General features: G+C 68.5%; 22 protein-coding genes and 1 tRNA gene. 14 read left to right on the top strand and 9 right to left on the bottom strand.

Features of this window, described 5'->3' with window-relative positions:
- Positions 1-232: 232 nt before the first annotated feature.
- A complete protein-coding gene (locus CEK66_RS05360; RefSeq protein ID WP_193312578.1) occupies positions 233-2,281 on the bottom strand; it encodes a phospholipase C, phosphocholine-specific in 2,049 nt (682 codons plus the stop codon).
- Positions 2,282-2,486: 205 nt separating this feature from the next.
- Between CEK66_RS05360 and CEK66_RS05355 the strand changes: the two genes are divergently transcribed.
- Complete coding sequence (locus tag CEK66_RS05355; protein ID WP_152236196.1) at positions 2,487-3,107, top strand: histidine phosphatase family protein; 621 nt, start codon at positions 2,487-2,489, stop codon at positions 3,105-3,107.
- Between the two features lie 117 nt (positions 3,108-3,224).
- Here CEK66_RS05355 and CEK66_RS05350 read toward each other — a convergent pair whose 3' ends face one another.
- From CEK66_RS05350 to CEK66_RS05340, 3 genes are all read right to left on the bottom strand, one after another.
- Positions 3,225-4,085 carry a hypothetical protein gene (locus CEK66_RS05350; RefSeq protein WP_152236195.1) on the bottom strand — a complete coding sequence of 287 codons (861 nt, stop codon included), beginning with the start codon at positions 4,083-4,085 and terminating at the stop codon, positions 3,225-3,227.
- A 376-nt stretch (positions 4,086-4,461) separates the two neighbouring features.
- A tRNA-Gly gene (locus tag CEK66_RS05345) sits at positions 4,462-4,535 on the bottom strand.
- Positions 4,536-4,797: 262 nt separating this feature from the next.
- Positions 4,798-6,618, bottom strand: a complete 1,821-nt coding sequence (locus CEK66_RS05340) for an autotransporter domain-containing protein (protein ID WP_152236194.1) — start codon at positions 6,616-6,618, stop codon at positions 4,798-4,800.
- A 173-nt stretch (positions 6,619-6,791) separates the two neighbouring features.
- On the opposite strand from CEK66_RS05340, the gene thiS reads away from it, so the two are divergent.
- The 4 genes from thiS (at position 6,792) to CEK66_RS05320 (ending at position 10,574) form a co-directional block, all read left to right on the top strand.
- Entirely contained in the window at positions 6,792-6,992 is a 201-nt protein-coding gene (gene thiS / locus CEK66_RS05335; RefSeq protein WP_017914741.1) for a sulfur carrier protein ThiS, read from the top strand.
- Positions 6,993-7,048: 56 nt separating this feature from the next.
- Positions 7,049-7,843 (top strand): thiazole synthase, encoded by a 795-nt coding sequence (locus tag CEK66_RS05330; protein WP_152236193.1) that lies wholly within the window; start codon positions 7,049-7,051, stop codon positions 7,841-7,843.
- Positions 7,844-7,853: 10 nt separating this feature from the next.
- Positions 7,854-8,639: a tRNA (guanosine(46)-N7)-methyltransferase TrmB gene (gene trmB, locus CEK66_RS05325; protein ID WP_152236192.1), complete on the top strand. Its 786-nt coding sequence runs from the start codon at positions 7,854-7,856 to the stop codon at positions 8,637-8,639.
- Positions 8,640-8,705: 66 nt separating this feature from the next.
- The gene (locus tag CEK66_RS05320) at positions 8,706-10,574 is read left to right on the top strand and encodes an SLC13 family permease (RefSeq protein WP_010341810.1); all 1,869 of its coding nucleotides are present in this window, start codon (positions 8,706-8,708) and stop codon (positions 10,572-10,574) included.
- Between the two features lie 31 nt (positions 10,575-10,605).
- Here the strand turns inward: CEK66_RS05320 and CEK66_RS05315 are convergent, their stop codons facing one another.
- On the bottom strand, positions 10,606-10,944 hold the full coding sequence (locus CEK66_RS05315; RefSeq protein ID WP_152236191.1) for a Rieske (2Fe-2S) protein: 339 nt from the start codon (positions 10,942-10,944) through the stop codon (positions 10,606-10,608).
- 202 nt (positions 10,945-11,146) lie between these two features.
- Here CEK66_RS05315 and CEK66_RS05310 point away from each other — a divergent pair, with 202 nt between their 5' ends.
- The 6 genes from CEK66_RS05310 (at position 11,147) to CEK66_RS05285 (ending at position 15,614) form a co-directional block, all read left to right on the top strand.
- A complete protein-coding gene (locus tag CEK66_RS05310; RefSeq protein WP_017910413.1) occupies positions 11,147-11,419 on the top strand; it encodes a hypothetical protein in 273 nt (90 codons plus the stop codon).
- Between the two features lie 118 nt (positions 11,420-11,537).
- Positions 11,538-12,245, top strand: coding sequence for a fumarylacetoacetate hydrolase family protein (locus tag CEK66_RS05305; protein WP_152236190.1), 708 nt, complete (start codon positions 11,538-11,540; stop codon positions 12,243-12,245).
- A gap of 108 nt (positions 12,246-12,353) precedes the next feature.
- The gene (gene mscL, locus CEK66_RS05300; protein ID WP_152236189.1) at positions 12,354-12,773 is read left to right on the top strand and encodes a large-conductance mechanosensitive channel protein MscL; all 420 of its coding nucleotides are present in this window, start codon (positions 12,354-12,356) and stop codon (positions 12,771-12,773) included.
- 12 nt (positions 12,774-12,785) lie between these two features.
- Entirely contained in the window at positions 12,786-13,004 is a 219-nt protein-coding gene (locus CEK66_RS05295; RefSeq protein WP_152236188.1) for a hypothetical protein, read from the top strand.
- An 85-nt stretch (positions 13,005-13,089) separates the two neighbouring features.
- Complete coding sequence (locus CEK66_RS05290; RefSeq protein WP_152236187.1) at positions 13,090-14,499, top strand: M28 family peptidase; 1,410 nt, start codon at positions 13,090-13,092, stop codon at positions 14,497-14,499.
- 62 nt (positions 14,500-14,561) lie between these two features.
- A complete protein-coding gene (locus tag CEK66_RS05285) occupies positions 14,562-15,614 on the top strand; it encodes a LacI family DNA-binding transcriptional regulator (RefSeq protein WP_152236186.1) in 1,053 nt (350 codons plus the stop codon).
- Positions 15,615-15,620: 6 nt separating this feature from the next.
- Here the strand turns inward: CEK66_RS05285 and CEK66_RS20770 are convergent, their stop codons facing one another.
- The 3 genes from CEK66_RS20770 to CEK66_RS05275 form a co-directional block, all read right to left on the bottom strand.
- Positions 15,621-16,694, bottom strand: a complete 1,074-nt coding sequence (locus tag CEK66_RS20770; RefSeq protein WP_152236185.1) for a cytochrome P450 — start codon at positions 16,692-16,694, stop codon at positions 15,621-15,623.
- A gap of 88 nt (positions 16,695-16,782) precedes the next feature.
- Positions 16,783-16,872, bottom strand: a complete 90-nt coding sequence (locus CEK66_RS20560; protein WP_017911958.1) for a tryptorubin family RiPP precursor — start codon at positions 16,870-16,872, stop codon at positions 16,783-16,785.
- A gap of 197 nt (positions 16,873-17,069) precedes the next feature.
- On the bottom strand, positions 17,070-17,912 hold the full coding sequence (locus tag CEK66_RS05275) for a TrmH family RNA methyltransferase (RefSeq protein ID WP_152236184.1): 843 nt from the start codon (positions 17,910-17,912) through the stop codon (positions 17,070-17,072).
- A gap of 486 nt (positions 17,913-18,398) precedes the next feature.
- Here CEK66_RS05275 and CEK66_RS05270 point away from each other — a divergent pair, with 486 nt between their 5' ends.
- Positions 18,399-19,460, top strand: a complete 1,062-nt coding sequence (locus CEK66_RS05270) for a hypothetical protein (RefSeq protein WP_043094990.1) — start codon at positions 18,399-18,401, stop codon at positions 19,458-19,460.
- Positions 19,461-19,502: 42 nt separating this feature from the next.
- Here CEK66_RS05270 and CEK66_RS05265 read toward each other — a convergent pair whose 3' ends face one another.
- Positions 19,503-20,060 carry a GNAT family protein gene (locus CEK66_RS05265; RefSeq protein WP_193312577.1) on the bottom strand — a complete coding sequence of 186 codons (558 nt, stop codon included), beginning with the start codon at positions 20,058-20,060 and terminating at the stop codon, positions 19,503-19,505.
- A gap of 164 nt (positions 20,061-20,224) precedes the next feature.
- On the opposite strand from CEK66_RS05265, the gene CEK66_RS05260 reads away from it, so the two are divergent.
- Positions 20,225-20,968, top strand: a complete 744-nt coding sequence (locus CEK66_RS05260; protein ID WP_010341794.1) for a polysaccharide deacetylase family protein — start codon at positions 20,225-20,227, stop codon at positions 20,966-20,968.
- Positions 20,965-22,086: a glycosyltransferase family 4 protein gene (locus CEK66_RS05255; RefSeq protein WP_148828493.1), complete on the top strand. Its 1,122-nt coding sequence runs from the start codon at positions 20,965-20,967 to the stop codon at positions 22,084-22,086. Before CEK66_RS05260 ends, CEK66_RS05255 begins: the two co-directional genes overlap by 4 nt.
- The last annotated feature ends 21 nt before the right edge of the window (positions 22,087-22,107 follow it).

Here is a 22,107-nt window from a genome sequence, read left to right as displayed (position 1 = left end):
GCCGGCGCATCGCGAGGTCTCATGCGCACCTGCTGGCGGCGACGTCGAAACCCATCCTCCTTGTGAGAGGGACTTCAGTCCCGACTGCAGCAAGGTCAAAGCATCGATGGCCTCGCTTGGCGAACCCGGATCACAGCGGCTCCTGCAGCGGCGACATTACCTATAGGTCCTGCTCCAGCAACATCCGTGCTCAGCCAGAAACTGGCCACGCATCGGAGCGCCAGTGCAGCCACTACGCGTCGACCGCGCGGCCGATCGCCGGATCGCTCATGCTCGGCCGACCGGTCTCGATGTGTCCGGCCAGGCGCCGCCGCCACTGCGGCAGAGTCGCGCTGTCGATGGTGAGGTCATACCAGTGGTGCTGCGCCTGCAACGGCAGACGCAGGACGGTGCGATCACCGGCAGCGAGCGTGATCGCCTGCTCGCCACCATCGCCGCGATACCCGTCGCGCACGCGCAGCGCGCAGGGCTGCTCACCCGCATTGACCAGCGTCAGCAGCAAGCATTGCGCGGCGGCATCGTAGTCGGCCTCGGCCTGCAGACCGGCATCGCCGATCCCGTCGCCATGGAACTCGCGCAGGAACCCATTGGGGCCATGCACGCGCAGCGCGTAGCCGGCATCGGCGGCAGCGCCGCGCCAGGGGCGCGCATCCTGCAGCTCGCTGCCGGCGGCCAGCGTGTAGAACCAGGGCCCGGCCACACCCTCGTCGGCATAGGCATTGAGCGCAACGCCGGCCGTGCCGCGGTTGCGCATGCGCAACACGCGCGCGTCCGCCTGCACCTGCAGCCGCACATCGAAATCGTAGGGCAGCGCGCGTGCCGGGCGCTGCCCGGGCTCCTGCACCGGCAGCGCCTGCTGGGCAGGGCGCTGTGGCGGCGGCAGCGTCGCGGTGGCATCGATGCGGGCGATGTAATCGCGGGTGTCCGGCAAGGCCACCGGCGCCGAATCGTGGCCGACGAAGTCCAGCGTGGAGGTCAGATCGCCGGCAACCGCGCGGCGCCAGGGATTGATGTTCGGCTCCATCACGCCGAAACGCTGCTCCAGGAAGCGCAGCACCGAGGTGTGGTCGAACACCTGCGAGTTCACCCAGCCGCCGCGGCTCCACGGCGACACCACCAGCATCGGCACCCGCGGCCCCAGCCCGACCGGCACGCCGTGATAGTCCTCGCCATGCAGGTCCACGTTGCTGGCGCCCAGCTCCGGCCGGATCGCCGGCAGCGCCGGCGGCACGTGGTCGAAGAAACCGTCGTTCTCGTCGTAGTTGATCAGGAACACGGTCTTCGACCAGACCTCCGGCGAAGCGGCCAGCACCTCCAGCAGCCGCGCGCTCAAGGATTCGCCATAGGCCGGGGTGGCCTCAGGATGCTCGCTGAGCAGGTACGGCGCGACGATCCACGACACCTGCGGCAGCGTACCGGCACGCACGTCGCGCTCGAACGCGGCCACCAGGTGTTCGCCGCGCGAGGCCTTGGCGTTGTCGGCGGTGGAGCCAGGCACGATGGCGCGGCCGCGGCGGTACAACGGCGACGCGCGGTCCAGCTTGCGAAAGTTGGCGAAGTACGGATGGCTGTTGTCGCCGTAGTTGTCGAACTCCTGATAGACCTGCCAACTGATGCCGGCCTGCTGCAGGCGCTCGGAGTAGGTGCTCCAGGTGTAGCCGGGAAAGCGCGGATTGTCGCGCGCCATGTCCGCGGTCCAGTTGCCGTCGTCGCGGTTGTTCACCGCCTGCTCGCCGTCGTTGCCGACGCTCAGGCCGCTGGTGCCGGTGAACATGTACATGCGATTGGGATTGGTCGGACCGAACAGCGAGGCGTGGTAGCCGTCGCAAAGGGTGAAGGCGTCGGCCAGCGCGTAGTAGAACGGCAGGTCCTCGCGCTGGAAGTGGCCCATGCTCATCGCGCTCTTCTGCGCGATCCAGGCATCGTGGTGCTTCCAGGTCTCGTGCGAGCCTTTCCAGTCGTGGTTGAGATCCTTCATCCACTGCGCGCTGCTGGTCTGGCTGTTGAGCCGGAACGGCAGCACGTAACGATCGCTGCCCTTGCGCTCGGGCTGGTACCAGACCGGCTTGCCGCTGGGCAGCCGCAGCGGCCGCGGATCGCCATAGCCGCGCACCCCGCGCAAGCAGCCGAAGTAATGATCGAAGGAGCGGTTCTCCTGCATCAGGATCACCACATGCTGCACGTCCTGCAGCGTGCCGGTGACCCGCGCCGGCGGCACCGCCAGCGCACTGCGGATGACGCCCGGCAACAGCGGCATGGTCGCGCCAGCCCCGAGGGCCATGGACGTGCGGGTGAGAAAACGACGACGACTGTGATCGACCACGAGAAGCAACACCGGCAACGAGCGAACGCTCAGGCGTCGGCCAGGCTAGCGCTGGTCGATGAAGCGGGTTTGACAGGTCGCCAACGGCTGCCGAGCTGCTGGTGATCGCGCTGGCTCGAGACCGCTCAGCGTTGGTTCGACAAGACAATGCGAGAAAGGCGCCATGACCACCCTGATCCTCGCCCGCCATGGGCATGTCGACTGGATCGCACCCGAGCGGTTCCGCGGGCGTGCGGAACTGCCGCTATCGAAGCTCGGCGAACTGCAGGCCACGGCGCTTGCGACGCGCGTCGCGCAAAGCTGGACACCGGACGCGATCTACACCAGTCCGCTGTCGCGGTGCGTACGGACCGGTGCAGCGATCGCGCAAGCGACCGGCGTGCCGACCACGATCCTGGACGACCTGTCCGACATCCATTACGGCCAGTGGCAGGGACTGACGCACGAAGAGGTGGCTGCGCGCTGGCCCAACATCGCACGGACCTGGTTTGCGATGCCGGACCTAGCGGTGATTCCGGGGGGCGAAACGCTGGCGGATGTCCTGGTTCGCGCCATGCGGGTGTTACAGCACATCCTGCACCATCACAGCGGCCAGACCGTGGTCCTCGTCGGCCACGACAGCATCAATCGGGTGCTTCTGCTGCAATGCCTAGGACTTCCGCTGAGGCGCTATTGGCGCATCAAGCAGGAGCCGTGCTGCGTGAATGAAATCGTGACCGAAGAAAATGACTTCACCCTCTATCGCCTCAACGAAACCCATCACACGCTCGGCCTTCGCGCCTAGTGCAGTCCAATGCGCTTGTTTCCGGCCTTGGGAGGCACTGTCGTGCATGTGACTGCGAAGGCCTGCTCTGAGCATAGCGCAACCAGACACCCGGAAAAGCTCAAAGTTCTGATCATTTCAACAGTTCTTTTTGGCTGGGCCACCGAAAAATCCCAGTTCGATCCAGAGCGCCAAGGCGCGCACAGCAATTTCTAGCGAGTGACTGTCTTCGTATTTGCCCAAGCGCAGCGCTGTCAATGACTGGACGCCGGGCGGCATCATGATCGCCGCTTTCTTCTCGCCCTTCACTCTCTTCTTAACGACCAAGCTAAAATACATCAAAGGCCAGTATCGAATGGTCGGCCACATATACGTCAAGTATATTCTAGTGAGGGATGAAGGCTCCATCTGCGCCGAAAACTTGGCACCGTCGTTTCCTACCCCAGAAAAGTGAAGCAGCCCATCCTTCTCGCCGGCAACAGATAGCCCAATTTTCGCAAAGGCGTCTCTCGCCACCTCATTGAATATTTGCTTCCGCGCAACAATCGCTTCGCCTCCCTTCAAATCGATGGCCGCTCCACGCGTGACGATGCAGAGATTTTCAACCTCCTGCTCGACGCTTTCTTGATATGCCGACAGATGCGCAGAGAGCATCTGCCCGAGTTGCTCAGGAAAGAACCGCACGAACAAATCACGCTTTCGCAAGAAATCGAGAATAGGATCATCCAAGATAAGCTCAATGGCCTTACTAACCTCTTCTCGAGAGGTGGCATTCCACTCCGCGAGTCTGACGCCAAGCTCACTCTCACGCTCCTTAGCGGCAACAAAGAATTCTGGAAAGGACTGATTTTTGATGAACCTTTGATAGCTATCAGACCCAAAAACTGCGTTCGCCAGAGACATCTCGCCCTGGATACTTGAAAACCCCCGACCGACGAAAATCTCGTCTATCGAGGCCAGATTCATATTCTCGCTTGAAATTTGCAAAATGAAGTTCACTCTTGTCTTGCCGGAGACAACCGATTTCCGAATGTGGTCAAGACGCACCAAAGCGATACGTCTTTCATGCCCCTCAAAGCGCGCTCCACTTCTCAACCCACACGATAGTCCGCCAAGCCCGACCTATAGAAAATCAATCCAGTAACTTGGATAGTTCCAAGATACTCGCCTTGGTCGAAAAGACGTAGCGCGCGCCGACCATGGGCTTCAGATCAGCGGGAACAAAGAAGCGCGCATACAGGCCAGCCGAGCGCGAAATGATCAGAGGCTTGGGCAAGATTGATACCTCGATTGATACCTCGGAGGGCATCGCTCGGAATCATCAATCGGCCTGAATCTTCAACCCAGTCAATAACTTGCAGACTAAGTTGGAACGTGGAGCGGGCGATGGGAATCGAACCCACGTCAGTAGCTTGGGAAGCTACAGCTCTACCATTGAGCTACGCCCGCGTTGCCGGTGCAGTCTATGCGCTGGGCCGGGGGTTGCGCAAGAAATCGGCGCAATGCGGCTGCAGCGCGCGGGCGATCCCGGCGCTCCCAGCAGCGTGCCCTGGAAATGCAGAAGGGCTTCAGTCCCGACGGCTCGAGATCAGAGGCGTCGGGGCTGAAGCCCCTCCCACAACTGGCATCCAATGCCGTTGGTTTACGTCACCCCATCTGCCCCACCCTGCCCGGCACACAGCCGGGCAAGGCAGGCAACGTCGGGCAGTGCTTAGAAGCTGCCGCCGAAGTTCACGAACAGCGAGGTGTCGTGCGCGCGCGACTGGCCGGTGGTGGTGGCGAGGCCGACGTTGCTCTCGAAGCCCCACAGCTTGGTCCGCGCGCCCAGCACCACCGACGCGTAGTTGCGGTCGAAGTTGATGCCCGGCACCGCGTACTCGCCCAGGTCGGACATGGTCTGCAGGTACGCGGTGGCTTCCTGGTTCTTCTTGAACTCGTGGTCGTAGGTGGCCTGCAGGTACGGCTTCACCGTGCCGGCATCGATGCTGGCCTTCCAGCCGATGCGGCCGACCATCGACTCGACGTCGCGGTCGCTGTAGCCCAGCGCGCTGGAGTTCGGGTTGCTCTCGGTGTAGCCGTCGAGCTTGACCTTCTGCCAGATCGCCGCGGCCACCGGGCCGTGCTTGAAGCTGCCTTCGCCGAACTCGTAGCCGCCCTGCAGCGCCGCGGTCAGGTTGCTGCCGTCCGGCGAGCCCTTGTGCTCGATGGTGGCCGGGCCGAGGTTGACCTTGCGGGTGACGTCGTAGCTCAGCCAGGTGTAGCTGACCTGGGCGTTGACCCAGGCATGCTCGCCGTACCAGCCGGCGAAGCCGCCGAGGGTGCTGTCGTCCTGGGTGTAGTCGCCGCCGCGGTTGCCGAAGTCGGCATCGGTGCGACCGAAGCCGCCGAAGCCGCCGAACACCCACTCGCCACGCGACCAGTCCACGCCGAACAGACCGGCCGGGGCCATGCCGTCGTACAGGTCGCCATGCTGGTAGCGCTGCATGTCGCCGCGCAGGTTGCCCCACCAGCGCACGCCATCCGCTTCCGGGCGGCCGTCGACGTGCCAGGCGACCTGGTCGGCGCGCGAGCGGCCGACCATCTGCGCCGAGTGCGTCAGGATCTGCTGGGTGCGCGGGCCTTCCAGGATCGACAGCGCGTACTGCGCCAGCAGTTCGTGGGTGCGGCCGGTCGGGTGCACGCCGTCGGCGAACACGTAGGTGTCGGCGGCATCGGCGCTGACGTAGCTGGTCGGGTTGCAGGTCAGCGACTGCGCGGTGATCTGCGGCTGGCAGGCGGTGCCGGTGACGTTGGTGAAGCCGTAGGCGCCCGGGTTGGCCACCACTTCCTGCAGCAGGTGGAAGGTATCGACCGGGATCACCCGCAGGCCAGCGCTCTTGAGGCCGGAGAACAGCGCGGTGTTGTAGGCGGTGGCGAGCGCGGTGCCCTGCGCCATCGCCGCGGCGCCGCCGGCGCGGAAGCGCGGGGTGATGCCGACGTCCGGCAGGTTGTTGACCATGACATAGCGCGCACCGGCGTTCTGCAGGCTGGCGACGATGCCCACTTCGGCGGTCACGGCATTGCCGATGGTGGCCTGCGCCGGCGCACCGCCGGCGATGGCGAACAGGTCGTTGGCACCGCCCCACACCGAATACAGCGCGTTCGGGTCGGCCTTGCCGCCGTTGGCGGCCAGGTAGTTGCTGGCCTGGGTGGCCAGCGACGGCGCCACGCCCAGCGCGCTCGGGTTGGCCACGCCGACACGGGCATTGCCGGCGGCGTAGTCGTCGCCGATCTGGCCGTTGCCGTTGGCGGCGGCGTTGGTGCCGTAGTACTCGGCCACGTACTGCGCCCAGACGAAGTCGGGGTTGGTGGTGAACTGGCCGGTCACCGCACGCACCGAGGCCGGCAGCAGCGGACGGTAGTAGCCCGCGTCGGTCAGGCTGTCGCCGAAGAACACGGTGCGGCTGTAGGTGGACTGCGCGAACGCAGGCGCGGCGGCGAGCACGATCGCGGCGGCGAGCAGCGAACGGAGCGGACGGATGGACGAAGTCATGGAAGCCCTCCCGGGCAGAAATGGAACACGAGAAATGCAGCGAAACGGGGGGAGCGGCCGCACCATACGTAGCCGCATGGCCGACATCATTCCACCTCTGCCGGACACGCTCACGTTGCACTGCCGCAAGATTGCGACTCGCACGCCCACGGCGCGCATTGCACAATGATGGCATGAACATCGAATTGAACGGCAGACAATGCACGCTGGCGCCGGCCACCACCGTGGCCGCGCTGCTGCAGGCCGAAGGGCTGGGCCAGCGGCGCGTGGCGGTCGAGGTCAACGGCGAGATCGTGCCGCGCGGCGCGCATGCCGAGCACGAACTGCACGCCGGCGACCGGGTCGAGATCGTGCACGCGCTGGGCGGCGGCTGAATCTCACCGCCGTGCGCGGGCTCGGCAGGGCCGGTGCGATGGGCGATAATCCGCCGATGAACGCTCCCGCCCCCCACGATGCGCTGGTGATCGCCGGCAAACCCTACCGTTCGCGCCTGCTCACCGGCACCGGCAAGTTCGCCGATCTCGAACAGACCCGCCTGGCCACCGAGGCCGCCGCCGCGCAGATCGTCACCGTGGCGATCCGCCGCAGCAACATCGGCCAGAACCCGGGCGAGCCCAACCTGCTCGACGTGCTGCCGCCGGAGCAGTACACCATCCTGCCCAACACCGCCGGCTGCTACACCGCCGAGGACGCGGTGCGCACCTGCCGGCTGGCGCGCGAACTGCTCGACGGCCACAACCTGACCAAGCTGGAAGTGCTGGGCGACCAGCGCACCCTGTTCCCGGACGTGGTGCAGACCCTCAAGGCCGCGGAAATCCTGGTCGCCGACGGCTTCAAGGTGATGGTCTATACCAGCGACGACCCGATCCTGGCCAAGCGCCTGGAAGAGATCGGCTGCGTGGCGGTGATGCCGCTGGCCGCGCCGATCGGCTCCGGCCTGGGCATCCAGAACCGCTACAACCTGCTGGAGATCATCGACAACGCCAAGGTGCCGATCATCGTCGACGCCGGCGTCGGCACCGCCTCGGACGCGGCGATCGCGATGGAGCTGGGCTGCGACGGCGTGCTGATGAATACCGCCATCGCCGGCGCGCGCAACCCCGTGCTGATGGCCAGCGCCATGCGCAAGGCGGTGGAGGCCGGCCGCGAGGCGTTCCTGGCCGGGCGCATCCCGCGCAAGCGCTACGCCAGCGCCTCCTCGCCGGTCGACGGACTGATCGGGTGAGGCCGCAGGTATGACCGATCCGTTCTCCAGTGCCGGCGCCAAGACCCCGCCGAAACCCTTCACCGTCGAGGAAGGCCATCGCCAGGTGCGCAGCTTCGTGCTGCGCCAGGGCCGCTTCACGCCGGCGCAGCAGCGCGCGTTCGACGCGCTGTGGCCGCGCTTCGGCCTGGACTACGGCGGCCAGCCGCGCGATCTGGACGCCACTTTCGGCCGCACCGCGCCCAAGGTGCTGGAGATCGGCTTCGGCAACGGCGCCGCGCTGCGCCATGCCGCGCAGCACGACCCCAGCCGCGACTACATCGGCATCGAGGTGCATGCCCCCGGCGTGGGCCGCCTGCTCAACGCCCTGGCCGAGGACGGCGCCGATCACGTGCGCCTGTACCACCACGATGCGGTGGAGGTGCTGCAGCACGAGATCGCCGACGGCAGCCTGGACGAAGTGCGCATCTACTTCCCCGACCCCTGGCACAAGAAGCGCCACAACAAGCGGCGCCTGCTGCAGCCGGCCTTCGCCGCGCTGCTGGTGCGCAAGCTGCGCACCGGCGGCCGCCTGCACTGCGCCACCGACTGGGCCGACTACGCCGAACAGATGTGGGACGTACTCGACGCCACCCCCGGCCTGGTCAACCGCGCCGGCCCGCGCGGCCACGTGCCGCGCCCGGACTGGCGCCCGCAGACCCACTTCGAGACCCGCGGCCAGAATCTGGGGCATGGGGTGTGGGATTTGCTGTACGACCGGGAATCGGGAACGGGGAATGGGGAATCGGAAGAGCCCTCGTCTGCCGCCCCCCGCTAGCGACGACCTGCGACGACCGGCCGCTTCTGCCATTCTCCATTCCCGATTCCCCATTCCCGGCCTCGCATGGATACCGCGCTGACGCTGACCACCGATATGAAGCTCGTGCTCGGGCTGGTCGGCTTCACCATGGCGATGTTCGTGTTCGAGCGGATCCGTGCCGACGTGGTGGCGCTGGTGGTGCTGGTGGTGCTCGGGGTGACCGGCCTGATCGCGCCGGAGGAGCTGTTCAGCGGCTTCTCCGGTAACGCGGTGATGAGCATCATCGCCACCACCATCCTCGGCGCCGGGCTGGAGCGCACCGGCGCGCTGAACCGGCTGGCCTCGTGGCTGCTGCGCCGCGCACGCGGGGTGGAGGAGCGGCTGATGCTGCTGACCACCGCCATCGCCGGGCTCAATTCCTCGTTCATGCAGAACCCGTCGGTGATGGCGCTGTACCTGCCGGTGGCCTCGCGCCTGGCCGGACGCACCGGGCTGACCCTGCAGCGGCTGCTGCTGCCGATCGCCGCGGCCATCGTGATGGGCGGCGCGCTGACCATGGTCGGCAACTCGCCGCTGATCCTGCTCAACGACCTGCTGCAGTCGGCCAACAACAACCTGCCCTCGGGCATGGCCACCATCGAGCCGCTGCGCATGTTCGCGCCGCTGCCGATCGGCGTGGCGCTGCTGGCGGCCTCGCTGATCTACTTCCGCGTGCGCGGCGACAAGGCGCTGGCCGAAGAAGAGCGGCTGATCAACGACGGCGTCACCCCGGCGCGCACCGAGAGCTATTTCGCCCGCACCTACGGCATCGAAGGCGACGTGTTCGAGCTGATCGTCAGTGCCGACAGCCCGCTGGTCGGCATGACCCTGGGCGAGGCCGAGACCGTGCACAACGCGCCGCTGCTGCTCGCCCTGAAGACCGGCAACGACACCCGCCTGGCGCCGCCGGCGGACATGCGCATCTGGGTCGGCAGCGTGCTCGGGGTGATGGGCGCGCGCCAGCAGGTCGCCGATTTCGCGCAGAACCAGTTCCTGCGCCTGTCCTCGCGCCTGCGCAATCTCGGCGATCTGTTCAACCCCAGCCGCGCCGGCATCTCCGAGGCGGTGATCCCGCCGACCTCGCGCTTCATCGGCAAGAGCGCGGCAGAACTGCGGCTGCGCAAGCAGGCCGGGATCAGCCTGCTGGCGATCAACCGCGACAAGCAGGTGATCCGCGAGGACGTGCGCAAGGTGCCGCTGCGCGCCGGCGACATGCTGGTGTTCCACAGCATCTGGCAGGACCTGGCGCAGGCCTCGGAAAGCCGCGACTTCGTGGTGGTCACCGACTACCCCAAGGGCGAGCACCGCCCGCACAAGTTCAAGATCGCGATGACGATCTTCGCCCTCACCATCCTGATCGCGCTGACCTCCAGGCTGCCGGTGGCGCTGACCCTGATGACCGGTGTGGCCGGCATGCTGCTGACCGGCGTGCTGCGCATGGACGAGGCCTACGCGGCGATCAACTGGAAGACCGTGTTCCTGATGGCCGGGCTGATCCCGCTGGGCTGGGCGATGGACAGCAGCGGCGCGGCGGCCTGGGTCGCCGGGCATACCATTGCGCGACTACCCGAGGGCATGCCGGTGTGGGCGCTGGAGATCGCCCTGGGCCTGCTGACCACCGCGTTCTCGCTGGTGATCAGCCATGTCGGCGCGACCATCGTGATGGTGCCGATCGCGGTCAACCTGGCGCTGGCGGCCGGCGGCAATCCCACCGCGTTCGCGCTGATCGTGGCGCTGTCGGCGTCCAACAACCTGATGACCGCGTCCAATCCGGTGATCTCGATGATCACCGGCCCGGCCAATTACCAGCCGCGCGAACTGTGGCGCGTCGGTGGCCCACTGTCGCTGGTCTACACCCTGGTGGTGGTGCTGATGGTCAACCTGATGTCGATGGGCTGGTGGCACGCGCTGTAGCGCGGCTCGTCGCAAGCACCTGCGCTGCGCGCTAAACCAGCACCACCTGCCCGTCGCGCACGTCCACCGGCACCGCATGCAGGCTCTGGCCGCGGCAGGGGCCGGACACGCACTCGCCGCCCTGCAGTTCGAACGCGGCGCCATGCGCGGCGCATACCACGTGGCCCTCGCGGCTCTTCAGGAACTGGCCCGGCGCCCAGTCCAGGCGGCGCCCAGCATGCGGACACACGTTCAACCACGCGCGCACGGTGTCGCCCTCCCGGTACAGCAGCAGCGATTCGGGCTCGCCGCCGATCAGCGTCTCGGCCTCGGCCAGCTCGCCGGAAACGAGGGCGTGCAGCGGCGCCAGCACGGCAGATGATTCGGTCATGGAACGCAGCGCGGGCAGCAAGGGGTGGTCATTCTGGCATGGGCGATCGGCAGACGTGACGCCGCACACCCTTCACCCGGCGAGCACATGCAAGCCCCTGACCGCAAAGTGTTAATTTTTCGCTTAACGAAGTTTTCACTCCGTCACATAAAACAGCGCCGATACTGCGCCCCTTCGGTTCAAACTGAAACAGAGTTCTGCCATGCGTGCTCGCCTCTTCAATTTCGACCAATTCCGGCACGTCTTCGCGCCGCGCAAGCCGCGCCATCCGCTGGTCAAGCTGGCCGTGGGCCTGCTCGGCCTGGCGATCCTGGCCGGGCTGGTGTTCGTCAGCGTGTTCGTGGGCGCGGCGATGATCCTGGGTGGCATCGCGATGAAGCTGCTGAGCCAGCGCGGCAAGCGCCCGGCCACCGCGCGCCGCCATGTGGTCGATGGCGAGTATCGGGTGGTGCGCAAGCCGGCCTTGCCGCTTTAGAGCTGGGAATGGGGAATCGGGATTGGGGAATCGCGAGAGCGACATCCGCTTCCCTGTTGGAATCGGGTTGAACCCGACCCGCTAAACTGCTGCATCCCCTCTCGTTGGATGCATGCTCATGAAAGATCTGTTCGCCGCTGCCGAGGCTCCGCGCGTTCCCGTGCGTGGGCAGGGCCTGTTTCCGGTGCATCGCATCTACTGCGTGGGCCGCAACTTCGCCGACCACGCGCGTGAGATGGGCGCCAGTGCGCCGACCTCGAAGGCCGAGCGCGGCCAGCCGACCTTCTTCATGAAACCGGCCGATGCGCTGGTGATCGGCGACGAGGCCGTCCCCTACCCGTCCGCGACCCAGGACCTGCACCACGAGGTGGAACTGGTGGTGGCATTGGGCCAGGACGCGCCCGCCGGCGTGCTGCCGGTGGACGGCGCCGAGGCCCTGATCCTGGCCTACGGCGTGGGCCTGGACCTGACCCGTCGCGACCTGCAGGCCGCGGCCAAGGCCAAGGGCCTGCCGTGGGACATCGCCAAGGGCTTCGACGCCTCCGCGCCGATCAGCGAGCTGATCCCGGCCGGCGAGGTCGGGGCGCTGGAGGCCTTGAACCTCTCGCTGGAAGTCAACGGCGAGGTGCGCCAGCAGTCGCTGCTGGAGCAGATGATCTGGAACGTGCCGGAGATCCTGCACGAGCTGTCCAAGCTGTTCGCGTTGCGCGCCGGCGATCTGGTGTTCATGGGCACGCCGGCCGGCGTGGCCGCGCTGCGCCCGGGCGATCGCTTCAGCGCGCGCCTGGAGAACGTGGCCGAGCGGCACGGCCGCATCGTCGGCTGAGGACGCGCCTGTCGCGCGACATACGCGCGCCTGTGATTCGACCACCACGGCGACTGCGCTAGGCTAGCGCCGCGGCGACAGGCCCGCACTGACAAGAGAGGAGTCCCGATGAGCATGATCCGCGAATTCAAGGAATTCGCCATGCGCGGCAACGTGCTGGACCTGGCGGTCGGCGTGGTGCTCGGCGCCGCGTTCGGCAAGATCGTCACCGCGCTGGTCGAGAAGATCATCATGCCGCCGATCGGGCTGCTCGTCGGCGGCGTGGATTTTTCGCGCTGGGCATGGACGCTGAAGGCGGCGACGGTGGACGCCGCCGGCAAGCCGGTACCGGCCGTGGTGATCGGCATCGGCGATTTCCTCAACACCATCATCCAGTTCGTGATCGTGGCCTTCGCCATCTTCATGCTGGTCAAGGCGATCAACCGCATCGCCCGCAAGGAACCGCCGGCGCCGAAGGCCCCGACCGAGGAAGTGCTGCTGCTGCGCGAGATCCGCGATGCGTTGAAGCAGGATGGCGCGCCCAAGTAGTCGGTCGACTGTATGGAATACTTCGAACGCGTAAAAATTCTTTCCAAGGATCCGAATCTGTCGGAACTGGATTCCCGCGAAGGGGTAGTCATCGGTTTCTCGGAAACCAGCGCATCCATCTGGTGCGCGATCTACGTCGATGGCAAAACATGGATGATTCAGGAAAACGACTTGGTGCGTCTTGACGACAAGGTGGATCCGCAAACGATTTATCCTCCTTCCACTGCGTGATTGAGTTCAAGCGCACCCCGTTGCGCGACCGCAGGCAGGCAATGCGCTGCTAAGCTCGTGGCCTGCCCTGCTCGCGGAATTGCCCATGCGTCTTGCCGTCGTCATCGCCGCCCTCCTCGCCACCGCGTCCACCGCCGCGGCGGAAACCACCCGCATTCCGGAAGCGGCACTGTCCACTGCCACCACGCTGCGCGAGCGGGCACTGGCCGACGACACCGGCTGGAAGGTGGTCGAGTCGCTGACCACCGAGATCGGCCCGCGGATGGCGGGCAGCGAGGCCGACGCACGCGCGGTGGCCTGGGCCACGGCGAAATTCAAGGCACTCGGCTTCGACAAGGTGTGGACCGAGCCGGTGACGTTCCCGAAATGGGAGCGGCGCAGCGAACACGCGCAGGTGCTCGGCTCGCATGCGCAACCGCTCACCGTCACCGCGCTGGGCGGCAGCCCCGGCGGCACGGTCGAGGCCGAGGTGGTGCGCTTCGCCGACCTGGCTGCGTTGCAGGCGGCGCCGGCCGATGCGCTGCGCGGCAAGATCGCCTTCGTCGATTACCAGATGCTGCGCACCCGCGATGGCAAGGACTACGGCAACGGCGGCGCGGTGCGCAGCAAGGGGCCGTCAGAAGCGATCCGCAAGGGCGCGATCGGTTTCGTGATGCGCTCGGCCGGCACCGATTCGCACCGCGTGCCGCATACCGGCATCACCCGCTTCGACGAAGGACTGACGCCGGTGCCGGCGGCGGCGCTGTCGGTGCCCGATGCCGACCAGCTGGCGCGCCTGCTCGCGCGCGGCCCGGTGCGCCTGCGCCTGGCGCTGGACTGCGGCTGGGACGGCACCGCGACTTCCTACAACGTGATCGGGCAGATCACCGGGCGCACGCTGCCCAACGAGGTGGTGCTGATCGGCGGGCACCTGGATTCCTGGGACCTGGGCACCGGCGCGATCGACGACGGCGCCGGCGTGGCGATCAGCATGGCTGCCGGGCATCTGATCGGCCAGCTCAAGCAGGCGCCCAAGCGCAGCATCCGCGTGGTCGCCTTCGCCAACGAGGAGCAGGGTCTGTACGGCGGCAAGGCCTATGCGCAGGCGCATGCCAAGGACGTGGCGCGGCACCAGATCGCCGCCGAGAGCGACTTCGGCGCCGGCCGCATCTATGCCTTCAACACCGGCTCCGGCGATGCCGCCGGCTCGCGCGCGGCGACCCGGCAGATCGCCGAGGCGCTGGCACCGCTCGGCATCGCCTATGCGCCGGACGCCGGCGGCCCCGGCCCGGACGTCGGGCCGCTCGCCGCCAAGGGCGGCGCCTGGGCCTGGCTGGCGCAGGACGGCAGCGATTACTTCGATCTGCATCACACCGCCGACGACACCCTGGACAAGATCGACCCGAAGGCGCTGGCGCAGAACGTCGCCGCGTATGCGGTGTTCGCATATCTGGCGGCGCAGGCCGACGGCGGTTTCGGCAGCCAGGCCAAGACAGTGGAACCGCCCAGGGAGTAAAGTAAACCGGACCTGCGCAGGACGCGCGCAGGGGCTTCCCCTCCGCAGCAGCGCCAGGACCTTTGATGGGCATACGGCAACGTCGCGCGGGCTCAGCGGTGACGTTGCTGGATGTAGCCCGCCATGCGGGCGTGTCGCCGATGACTGCTTCGCGCGTGATCAATCGCCACCCGCGCGTGAGCGCTACCATGCGCGAGCGCGTCGAAGCGTCGATCAAGGCGCTCGGCTACCGCCCCAACCTCGCCGGCCGCTCGCTGCGCACCGCAGGACTGGCGCGCATCGGCGTGCTGTACAGCAATCCCAGCGCGGCCTACCTCAACCAGTTCATGCTCGGCATGCTCGAGCAGAGCAGCCTGGAAGGCTGCCAGGTGCTGGTGGAAAAGAGCGACGACAGCGCCAGCCAGCGCGCCGCCACCGAACGCCTGCTCGAGGCCGGCGCCGATGGCCTGATCCTGCCGCCGCCGCTTTGCGATGCGCGGCAGACCATCGCCGAACTGGATGCGCGCGGCATCCCGCTGGTGGCGGTCGCCACCGGCGCACCGATGCCCGGGGTCAGCTCGGTGCGCATCGACGACTACCAGGCGGCGTGCGCGCTCACCCGGCATCTGCTCGACCTGGGTCACCGCGACATCGGCTTCGTCAGCGGCGATCCCGGGCACACGCCCAGCGCGCTGCGCAGCCGCGCGTTCTTCGACACCATGGCGGGGGCCGGGCTGACGGTGGCACCGGAGCGCGTGGCCGAAGGCCTGTTCACCTACCGCTCCGGCTTGCTCGCGGCCACCGCGTTGCTGCAGGTCACCCCGCGTCCCAGCGCGATCCTGTGCAGCAACGACGACATGGCCGCGGCAGCGCTGGCGATCGCGCACGGACTGCGCCTGCGCGTGCCCGAGGATCTGTCGATCGCCGGTTTCGACGACACGCCGGTGGCCACCACGATCTGGCCGGAGCTGACCACCATCCACCAGCCGGTCGCGGCGATGGGCAGGGCCGCGGTGACGCTGCTGCTCGGCGAAATTCGCCAACGCCGCGACGGACTGCCCAGCCGCGGTACCCATCAGGTGCTGGACTACACCCTGGTCACGCGCGGGTCCACCGCGCCACCCGCACCGCGCTGAGCGCCGTCACCGCGTGCGGCAGGCAACGCCTCGAGCGCGCGTGTGCCGGATCACGTCGACCTGGGCCACACCGAGCAGCCCGGTCAACGGCACAGTGGCGCGACGCTGCTGCGGGTCCGCGACCAGGTCCTGACCGCGCAGCAGGTCCAGTAGCCGCTCCGCCAGCGGCATGACCATGTGCCGGCCCCAGCAGCGCTCGGAGGCATGGCCGAACGGCAGGTAGCCGGGCAACGCATCGGGATCCACGCCGTCCCAGCGCTCGGGCCGGAACGCCTCCGGCTCCTCCCACAGCGCCGGATCGCGATGGCTGAGCAAGGGCAGCACCAGCACGTCGTCGGCGGCGCCGATACGCGGATCCAGCGCACCGTACTCGGGCGAGGCATTGCGCAGGATGTTCCAGGACGGCGGCAGCAGGCGCAGGGTTTCGTAGAGGATGTTGCGGTTGCAGACGCGCGCGTCGAACGGCGACCCCAGCCACAGCGCGTTGGCGACCAGCGTGGAAATGGTGAAGCACACCGGCGCGGCGGTGCGCCGGTACAGGCCCATCGCATCGCGGCGCGCGCGGTAGCCATCGGCCGCGGACAGCAGCGTGGCCAACGCCGAGGCCTCCGAGTCCGGCGCCAGCGGTGCGAGCGCGCCGGCGGCGATCACCGCCCAGGTCAGGCGCGGCGTCAGTTCCAGGGTGCGGTCCATCAGCAGGCGCAGCCGCCACGGGTCGCCGCCGAGCAGCAGGTCGCGCAGATAGACATGGCCGATGTGCGGCCATGGACCGGACAGGTCGAGCGTGGGCGGCGGCGGACGCTTCAGCGCCTCGCGCACGTCGCGGCCGATCGCCTGCATCAGTTTCGCCGCTTCGCTGCGCGCGATCGAGCGGCCGTGCAACGGCTTGAAGGTCGGCCGTTCGTGTTCGGTGGCGGGCCGGGCCGCGAGCAGGCGGTCGCTCAACGCGGCGCCGGCGACACCGACCGTGTCGGCATCCAGGCGGAACGCGTCCTGCCCCACATGCGTGCGCAACAAGTCCTGCAGACGCGGCGCGAAGACCGTGGCGCGCGCATCGCGGTCGACCATGGTGGCGGACATCGCCAGTCTCCTGGAGGAACGACGCCCGGCGCAGTGCATCCGCCGGGCACCGGCCGCACGGCATGCCGCGCGGCATCGCACACGGCGCTCAGTACCAGATGTACCAGGCGTACGACTTCAGCGGCTTCTTCGATGACAGCAGGTGCTTGATGGAGAACAGCAGCTTCATGAGCGACATCTCCGCAGGAGTGACGATGGCCCTTTCGGGCGGGGGACTGCGCGGTTTCGCCGACGCCAGCGCGCGTGGCGCGATCGCATCGGCGAGGCACGCCTGCACGCTACGCCGCCGGCAGGCCCCTCGCAAACCCGAAACCGGCAGGCGCGCACACTATTGCGTAGCCAAATGCAGCCGCATCTCAGCGCGTGACGCCGTGCTCAGCGCGCCGCACGCCCGTGCGGATGCCGGCTGCGCCAGGTGCCCAGCAACACCGCGGTGGCGGCGGCGACGTTGAGGCTTTCCACCGCGCCGCTGCCGGGGATGGACAGGCGCAGATCGCAGGCCTGCGCGAAGTCGCGGTCCATCCCGTCGCTCTCGGCGCCCATCACGTAGACCAGGCGCTGCGGCAAGGCACTGGCGAACAGATCGTCGCCGCCGTCCACCAGCGTCGCCGCGAGGGCGAAGCCCGCGCCGCGCAATTGCGCCTGCGCCTGCATCGTGGGCGGCAGCCGCACCAGCGGCACCGCCTCTGCGCCGCCCTCGGCCACGCGCGCGGCGGCACCGGACAGCGCCAGTGCGGCCTGCTCCGGCAACAGGATCGCGCCCACGCCGAAGTGCGCCGCCGAGCGCAGGATCGCGCCGAAATTGTGCGGATTGCCCACGCCATCCAGCCACAGCGCCAGCGCCGGACCCGGCGCCAGCGCCTGCAGCCAGTCGGCCAGGGCCAGCGGCGCGACGCGCAGCACGTCGGCGACCACGCCCTCGTGGTGGCTGCTGGCGGCGAGCTTGTGCAGATCGGCCTCGTCCACCACGCGGTAGCCGACCCGGTTGGCCACGCACCACTTCAGCAGCGGCTGCAATGCCGGGATCCGCGCCTCGCTCAGGTACAGCTTGCGGATCGCCTCCGGCCGCCGCGCGTACACCGCGCGCACCGCGTTGAGGCCGTAGAGGCGCAGTTCGTTGCGGTTGGTCGGCGCCGCCGCACCCTCGCCCCCGGCCCCTCTCCCGGGGGGAGAGGGGGGATTCCCACCGCGCGGGCGGTTGCCCCAGGGCGAGGTCATCGGCGCACGCCCGCGGCGCAGGCGCACCGCGCCGACGCGGCACAGCGGGAACGAAGGGCATGACGCATGGGACTCTCCTGAAAAACGCACGGGGCGCGCGCCCGGGACGGCGCGCTGCGGGGATTTTCGCTCATCCGCGCCCCACTGGCTGCCCCGGCATGACGCAGCGCGGCCCCGAGACTTGTCTACGTCATGCACCGCAAAGCGCAACCCGCATTCCGGCCGCACCGTGAAGTGGTTCGCTCCCGCCTTCCACCGTGCGGAATTCGCGGCAGCGCATGCGCAAATCCGACAAGCCTGGCGTGCGCATCGGGTCCATTGTCGCCGCTCCTTCCGCCACCATGCAGGCGCCATCGACCCACCATCACCGTGCCATTCGCTTCGCAGACGGGATACCTGCGATGGCCTGCGCCGCCGCATCGCGCAGCGCCCTGCTCCGCGGGCTCCCGAGAACGCACTCCGCATTCTCACGACAAGGCGATTCCCATGCACTCCGACATCCGTCCGTTTTCCTCGTCCGCACGCCGCTGCGTGCACGCCGCCCTGCTGCTGATGCTGCCCCTGCTCGGCCTGAGCGCCAGCGCACTGGCCCAGACCGCCGCGCCCGACGCCCGCCTGGCGCGGGTCGGCGCCCTGCCTGCCGCGCACAAGCCCACCAACGTCCCCGACGACTACATCCAGACGCCGTTCGGCTACTTCGCGCCGGCCTGCGTGCGTCAGGTCCATCGCAGCGACCGCGTGCTCGCCGACGGCGCCCTGCAGCATGCCGATGGCGCGCGCGAACAGGCGCAGGCCTGCACCCAGGACAACTTCACCCCCAACGGCACCCGCGTCCACCCCGACGGACGTGGCCTGGACGGCCAGCCGATCCGCGCTGGCGCGGCGCTGCGGGCAGCACGCGCACACGGCGCGGTGCCGCCGCCGATCACCCACGACTGGGTGCAGTCGGCCATCGACGTGACCGGCAACAAGATGGGGCGCATCGTGGCCAGCTGGACGGTGCCGCAGAACCCGACCAACGTCGCGCAGCAGACGGTGTACTTCTTCCCGGGGATGCAGAGCGACGATCCCACGATCCTGCAACCGGTGCTCGGCTACCGCGGCTACAACGACAGCTGGGACCTGAGCAGTTGGAACTGCTGCCAGGACGGCATGGTGTGGCACAGCGACTTCATCGCGGCCAGGGCCGGCGACCGGATCGTCGGCGATACCTACGCCACCTGCAACAACGGCCTGCCCTGCACGAACTGGAACGTGGACACGCGCAACGTCACCACCGGTCAGAGCGTGCGGCTCAGCACCACCTACGACATCAACTCCCGGACGCACCTGGTGGTGGGCGGCGCGCTGGAAGTCTATGCGGTGGACAGCTGCGACCAGTATCCGCCGGACGGGAGCATCACCTTCGATGCGATCGGCGTCTACGACTACCGCATGCAGAAGGTGGCGTCGCCGGCGTGGGTGTCGTACAGCGACAGCTCGGGCCTGGACGTGCAATGCAACTACGCGGTGGACACCACCGCGACCTCGGCCACCATTTCCTACTGAAGCCGTGGCCCGCGCGCGTCGCTCGCACGGGCGACGCGCGACTCAGGCCGCCGCCCCGGTCCGCGCGAACAGGCGCAAATCGCGCGGCTGTCCATCGCGCAACGACAGTTCGCGGCGCGTGCCGATCTCAACGAAGCCGTTCTTCTGCAGCACGCGCGCCGAGCCATGGTTGTCTGGTAGCGTCAACGCCTCGATCCGCTGCAGGCGCAACGCCGGCACCGCCCAGTCCAGGTAGGCGGCGACGATGCGGGTCATCCGGCCCTGGCCCCAGTGCGCGCGGCCGAGCCAGTAGCCGAGCTCGGCCCGCTCCGGCGCCGGCTGCGCCGCTGCATGCAGGCCGATCCCGCCACAGGCCTCGCCGCCGATCTCGATCGCCAGCACCGGCGCTTTCAGGTCGATCACCTGCCCGCCCAGGAAGGCCTCGCCGTCGGCACGCGTGTACGGATGCGGAAAGCGTCGGCTCACCCAGCGCGCCACCTGCGCATCGTCTGCGTGACGGACCAGCGCATCCAGGTCGCTGGTACGCCAACGCCGCAGCATTATGCCGTCCAGATGCAGTTGCAGATCGCGCCAGGGGGCGGCAGCGGCGGTCTCGGACATCGGCGGCTCCTGCGGCAAGGGAAGCGCAGCATAGCCGCCGGCCGCAGCCTGCACGGCGGCGCGATCGTCTACGGCTGAGGGTTTTACCCGACAGACCAGCGAAAGCCAGGCCCGGTAGACTCCCGCGCCGCACCTCGCCCTTCCGTCCAAAGAGCCGTTCCCCGATGCCTTCCGACACCGCCGCCACGGCCCGCATTCCGATCTTCATGTACCACAACGTGGCCGAGGCGCCGCGGCACCTGCAGGTGTACCGCAGCCTGTACGTCAGCCCGGGCCGCTTCGCCCGGCAGATGCGCCTGCTGCAGCGGCTGGGCTACCGCGGCGTGTCCATGTCCGACGCCATGCCCTATCTGCGTGGCGAGCGCCAGGGCAAGGTCGCGGTGGTCACCCTGGACGACGGCTATCTGGACAACCTGCACGCGGCGCTGCCGGTGCTGCAGCGGCTGGGTTTCACCGCCACGGTGTACATGGTCAGCGGCTGCATCGGCCGCCACAACGTGTGGGATGCGCAGAAGCTGGGCATCGAGAAGCCGCTGATGAACCTCGCCGAGCTGCGCCAGTGGCGCGCCGGCGGCATGGAGATCGGCGCGCATACCCGCTCGCACCCGCACCTGACCGGCTGCAGCGATGCGGCGCTGCGCGAGGAGATCGGCGGCTGCAAGCGCGAACTGGAGGACCTGCTCGGCGAGGCGGTGCCGCAGTTCTGCTATCCCTACGGCGACGTCGACGACCGCGTCGCCGACGTGGTGCGCGAGGCCGGCTACACCGCCGCCACCAGCACCCGCCGCGGCCGCGCCCCGGCCGGCTCGGACCCGATGCGCTATCCGCGCATCCAGGTCGCGCGTCATCACCTGCTGCCGCAGTTCGCGCTGCGCGCCTTCACCGCCTACGAGGACCGGCGCGGATGAAATTCCTGTTCGTCGGCACCAATCCCGAAAACACCGGCGCGGCCACCCATTTCGTGGCGCTGGCGCAGGCGCTGGCCGGCGTCGGTCATCAGGTCGAGGTCATCGCCTGCGAGGGCGGCCTGATCGCCGACGAATTGCGCCGCAGCGGCATCACCGTGCACGTCGGACACTTCCGCAACGTGCTGGACCCGGACGGCTACCGGCCGCTGCTGCGCGTGGCGCGGCGCAGCCGGCCGGATTGGCTGGTCGGCAACTTCGGCAAGGAATACTGGCCGCTGCTGCTGGCCGGACGCGTGCTGGGCATCCCGGTCACGCTGTTCCGCCACCGCACGCCGGCGATGAGTGCGCTGTCCGGCTATGCGATCCCGCGCCTGGCGGCGCGCTTCTTCGCGGTGTCGCACTACGCGCGCCAGGCCTACCTGGAGCGCGGCGTGCCGGAGGCGCTGGTGCAGGTGCTGTACAACCCGGTGACCATGGAACGGCTGCGCCCGGATCCGGAGCGCGGCCGCGCCATCCGCGCCGCGCAGGGCCTGCCCGAGGATGCGATCGTGCTCGGCTACAGCGGGCGCATGCATGCCGGCAAGGGCATCTTCCCGCTGCTGGAAGCCGCTGGGGCGGCGATGGCGGAGGAGCCGCGGCTGCACTGCCTGTGGCTGGGCGACGGCCCGGACGCGGCGCAGTTGCAGGCGCAGGCCGCGGCCCAGCCGCACGGCCAGCGCCACCGTTTCGTCGGCTGGGTCAACGACACCACGCCCTACTACAACGCGATGTCGATGCTGGCGTTCCCGTCGCTGGCGCCGGAAACCTTCGGCCGGGTCTCGGTGGAGGCGCAGGCCAGCGGCGTGCCGGTGCTGGCCAGCCACGTCGGCGGCACCGCGGAGACGCTGGACCCCGGGGTCAGCGGCGAACTGCTCACGCCCGGCGACGTGGACGGCTGGCGCGATGCGATCCTGCGCCTGTGCGACGGCGAACGGCGCCAGCGCATGGGCCAGGCCGGGCGCGACTTCGTGCAGCGCCATTTCGGTGGCGCGGTGATCGCCGCGCAGTTCGTACACCTGCTGCAGCAGCCGCGCTGCGCGCCGCAGCCGCTGGCGCCGTCGCGCGTCGATCCGGCCTGAGCGCGGCTGCCTGAGCGGCCC

Source organism: Xanthomonas sp. LMG 12460 (assembly GCF_009192895.1).
Classification (GTDB): domain Bacteria; phylum Pseudomonadota; class Gammaproteobacteria; order Xanthomonadales; family Xanthomonadaceae; genus Xanthomonas_A; species Xanthomonas_A sontii.
Note: the sequence above shows the minus strand (reverse complement) of the source record. Positions and strands in the feature narration are given on the sequence as shown.

Bases quoted from the DNA above. Each gene is read 5' to 3' on its own strand.
- CEK66_RS05360 (WP_193312578.1), bottom strand. From the start codon at position 2,281: ATGGCCCTCGGGGCTGGCGCGACCATGCCGCTGTTGCCGGGCGTCATC.
- CEK66_RS05355 (WP_152236196.1), top strand. From the start codon at position 2,487: ATGACCACCCTGATCCTCGCCCGCCATGGGCATGTCGACTGGATCGCA.
- CEK66_RS05340 (WP_152236194.1), bottom strand. From the start codon at position 6,618: ATGACTTCGTCCATCCGTCCGCTCCGTTCGCTGCTCGCCGCCGCGATC.
- thiS (WP_017914741.1), top strand. From the start codon at position 6,792: ATGAACATCGAATTGAACGGCAGACAATGCACGCTGGCGCCGGCCACC.
- CEK66_RS05330 (WP_152236193.1), top strand. From the start codon at position 7,049: ATGAACGCTCCCGCCCCCCACGATGCGCTGGTGATCGCCGGCAAACCC.
- trmB (WP_152236192.1), top strand. From the start codon at position 7,854: ATGACCGATCCGTTCTCCAGTGCCGGCGCCAAGACCCCGCCGAAACCC.
- CEK66_RS05320 (WP_010341810.1), top strand. From the start codon at position 8,706: ATGGATACCGCGCTGACGCTGACCACCGATATGAAGCTCGTGCTCGGG.
- CEK66_RS05315 (WP_152236191.1), bottom strand. From the start codon at position 10,944: ATGACCGAATCATCTGCCGTGCTGGCGCCGCTGCACGCCCTCGTTTCC.
- CEK66_RS05310 (WP_017910413.1), top strand. From the start codon at position 11,147: ATGCGTGCTCGCCTCTTCAATTTCGACCAATTCCGGCACGTCTTCGCG.
- CEK66_RS05305 (WP_152236190.1), top strand. From the start codon at position 11,538: ATGAAAGATCTGTTCGCCGCTGCCGAGGCTCCGCGCGTTCCCGTGCGT.
- mscL (WP_152236189.1), top strand. From the start codon at position 12,354: ATGAGCATGATCCGCGAATTCAAGGAATTCGCCATGCGCGGCAACGTG.
- CEK66_RS05295 (WP_152236188.1), top strand. From the start codon at position 12,786: ATGGAATACTTCGAACGCGTAAAAATTCTTTCCAAGGATCCGAATCTG.
- CEK66_RS05290 (WP_152236187.1), top strand. From the start codon at position 13,090: ATGCGTCTTGCCGTCGTCATCGCCGCCCTCCTCGCCACCGCGTCCACC.
- CEK66_RS20770 (WP_152236185.1), bottom strand. From the start codon at position 16,694: ATGTCCGCCACCATGGTCGACCGCGATGCGCGCGCCACGGTCTTCGCG.
- CEK66_RS20560 (WP_017911958.1), bottom strand. From the start codon at position 16,872: ATGTCGCTCATGAAGCTGCTGTTCTCCATCAAGCACCTGCTGTCATCG.
- CEK66_RS05275 (WP_152236184.1), bottom strand. From the start codon at position 17,912: ATGACCTCGCCCTGGGGCAACCGCCCGCGCGGTGGGAATCCCCCCTCT.
- CEK66_RS05270 (WP_043094990.1), top strand. From the start codon at position 18,399: ATGCACTCCGACATCCGTCCGTTTTCCTCGTCCGCACGCCGCTGCGTG.
- CEK66_RS05265 (WP_193312577.1), bottom strand. From the start codon at position 20,060: ATGTCCGAGACCGCCGCTGCCGCCCCCTGGCGCGATCTGCAACTGCAT.
- CEK66_RS05260 (WP_010341794.1), top strand. From the start codon at position 20,225: ATGCCTTCCGACACCGCCGCCACGGCCCGCATTCCGATCTTCATGTAC.
- CEK66_RS05255 (WP_148828493.1), top strand. From the start codon at position 20,965: ATGAAATTCCTGTTCGTCGGCACCAATCCCGAAAACACCGGCGCGGCC.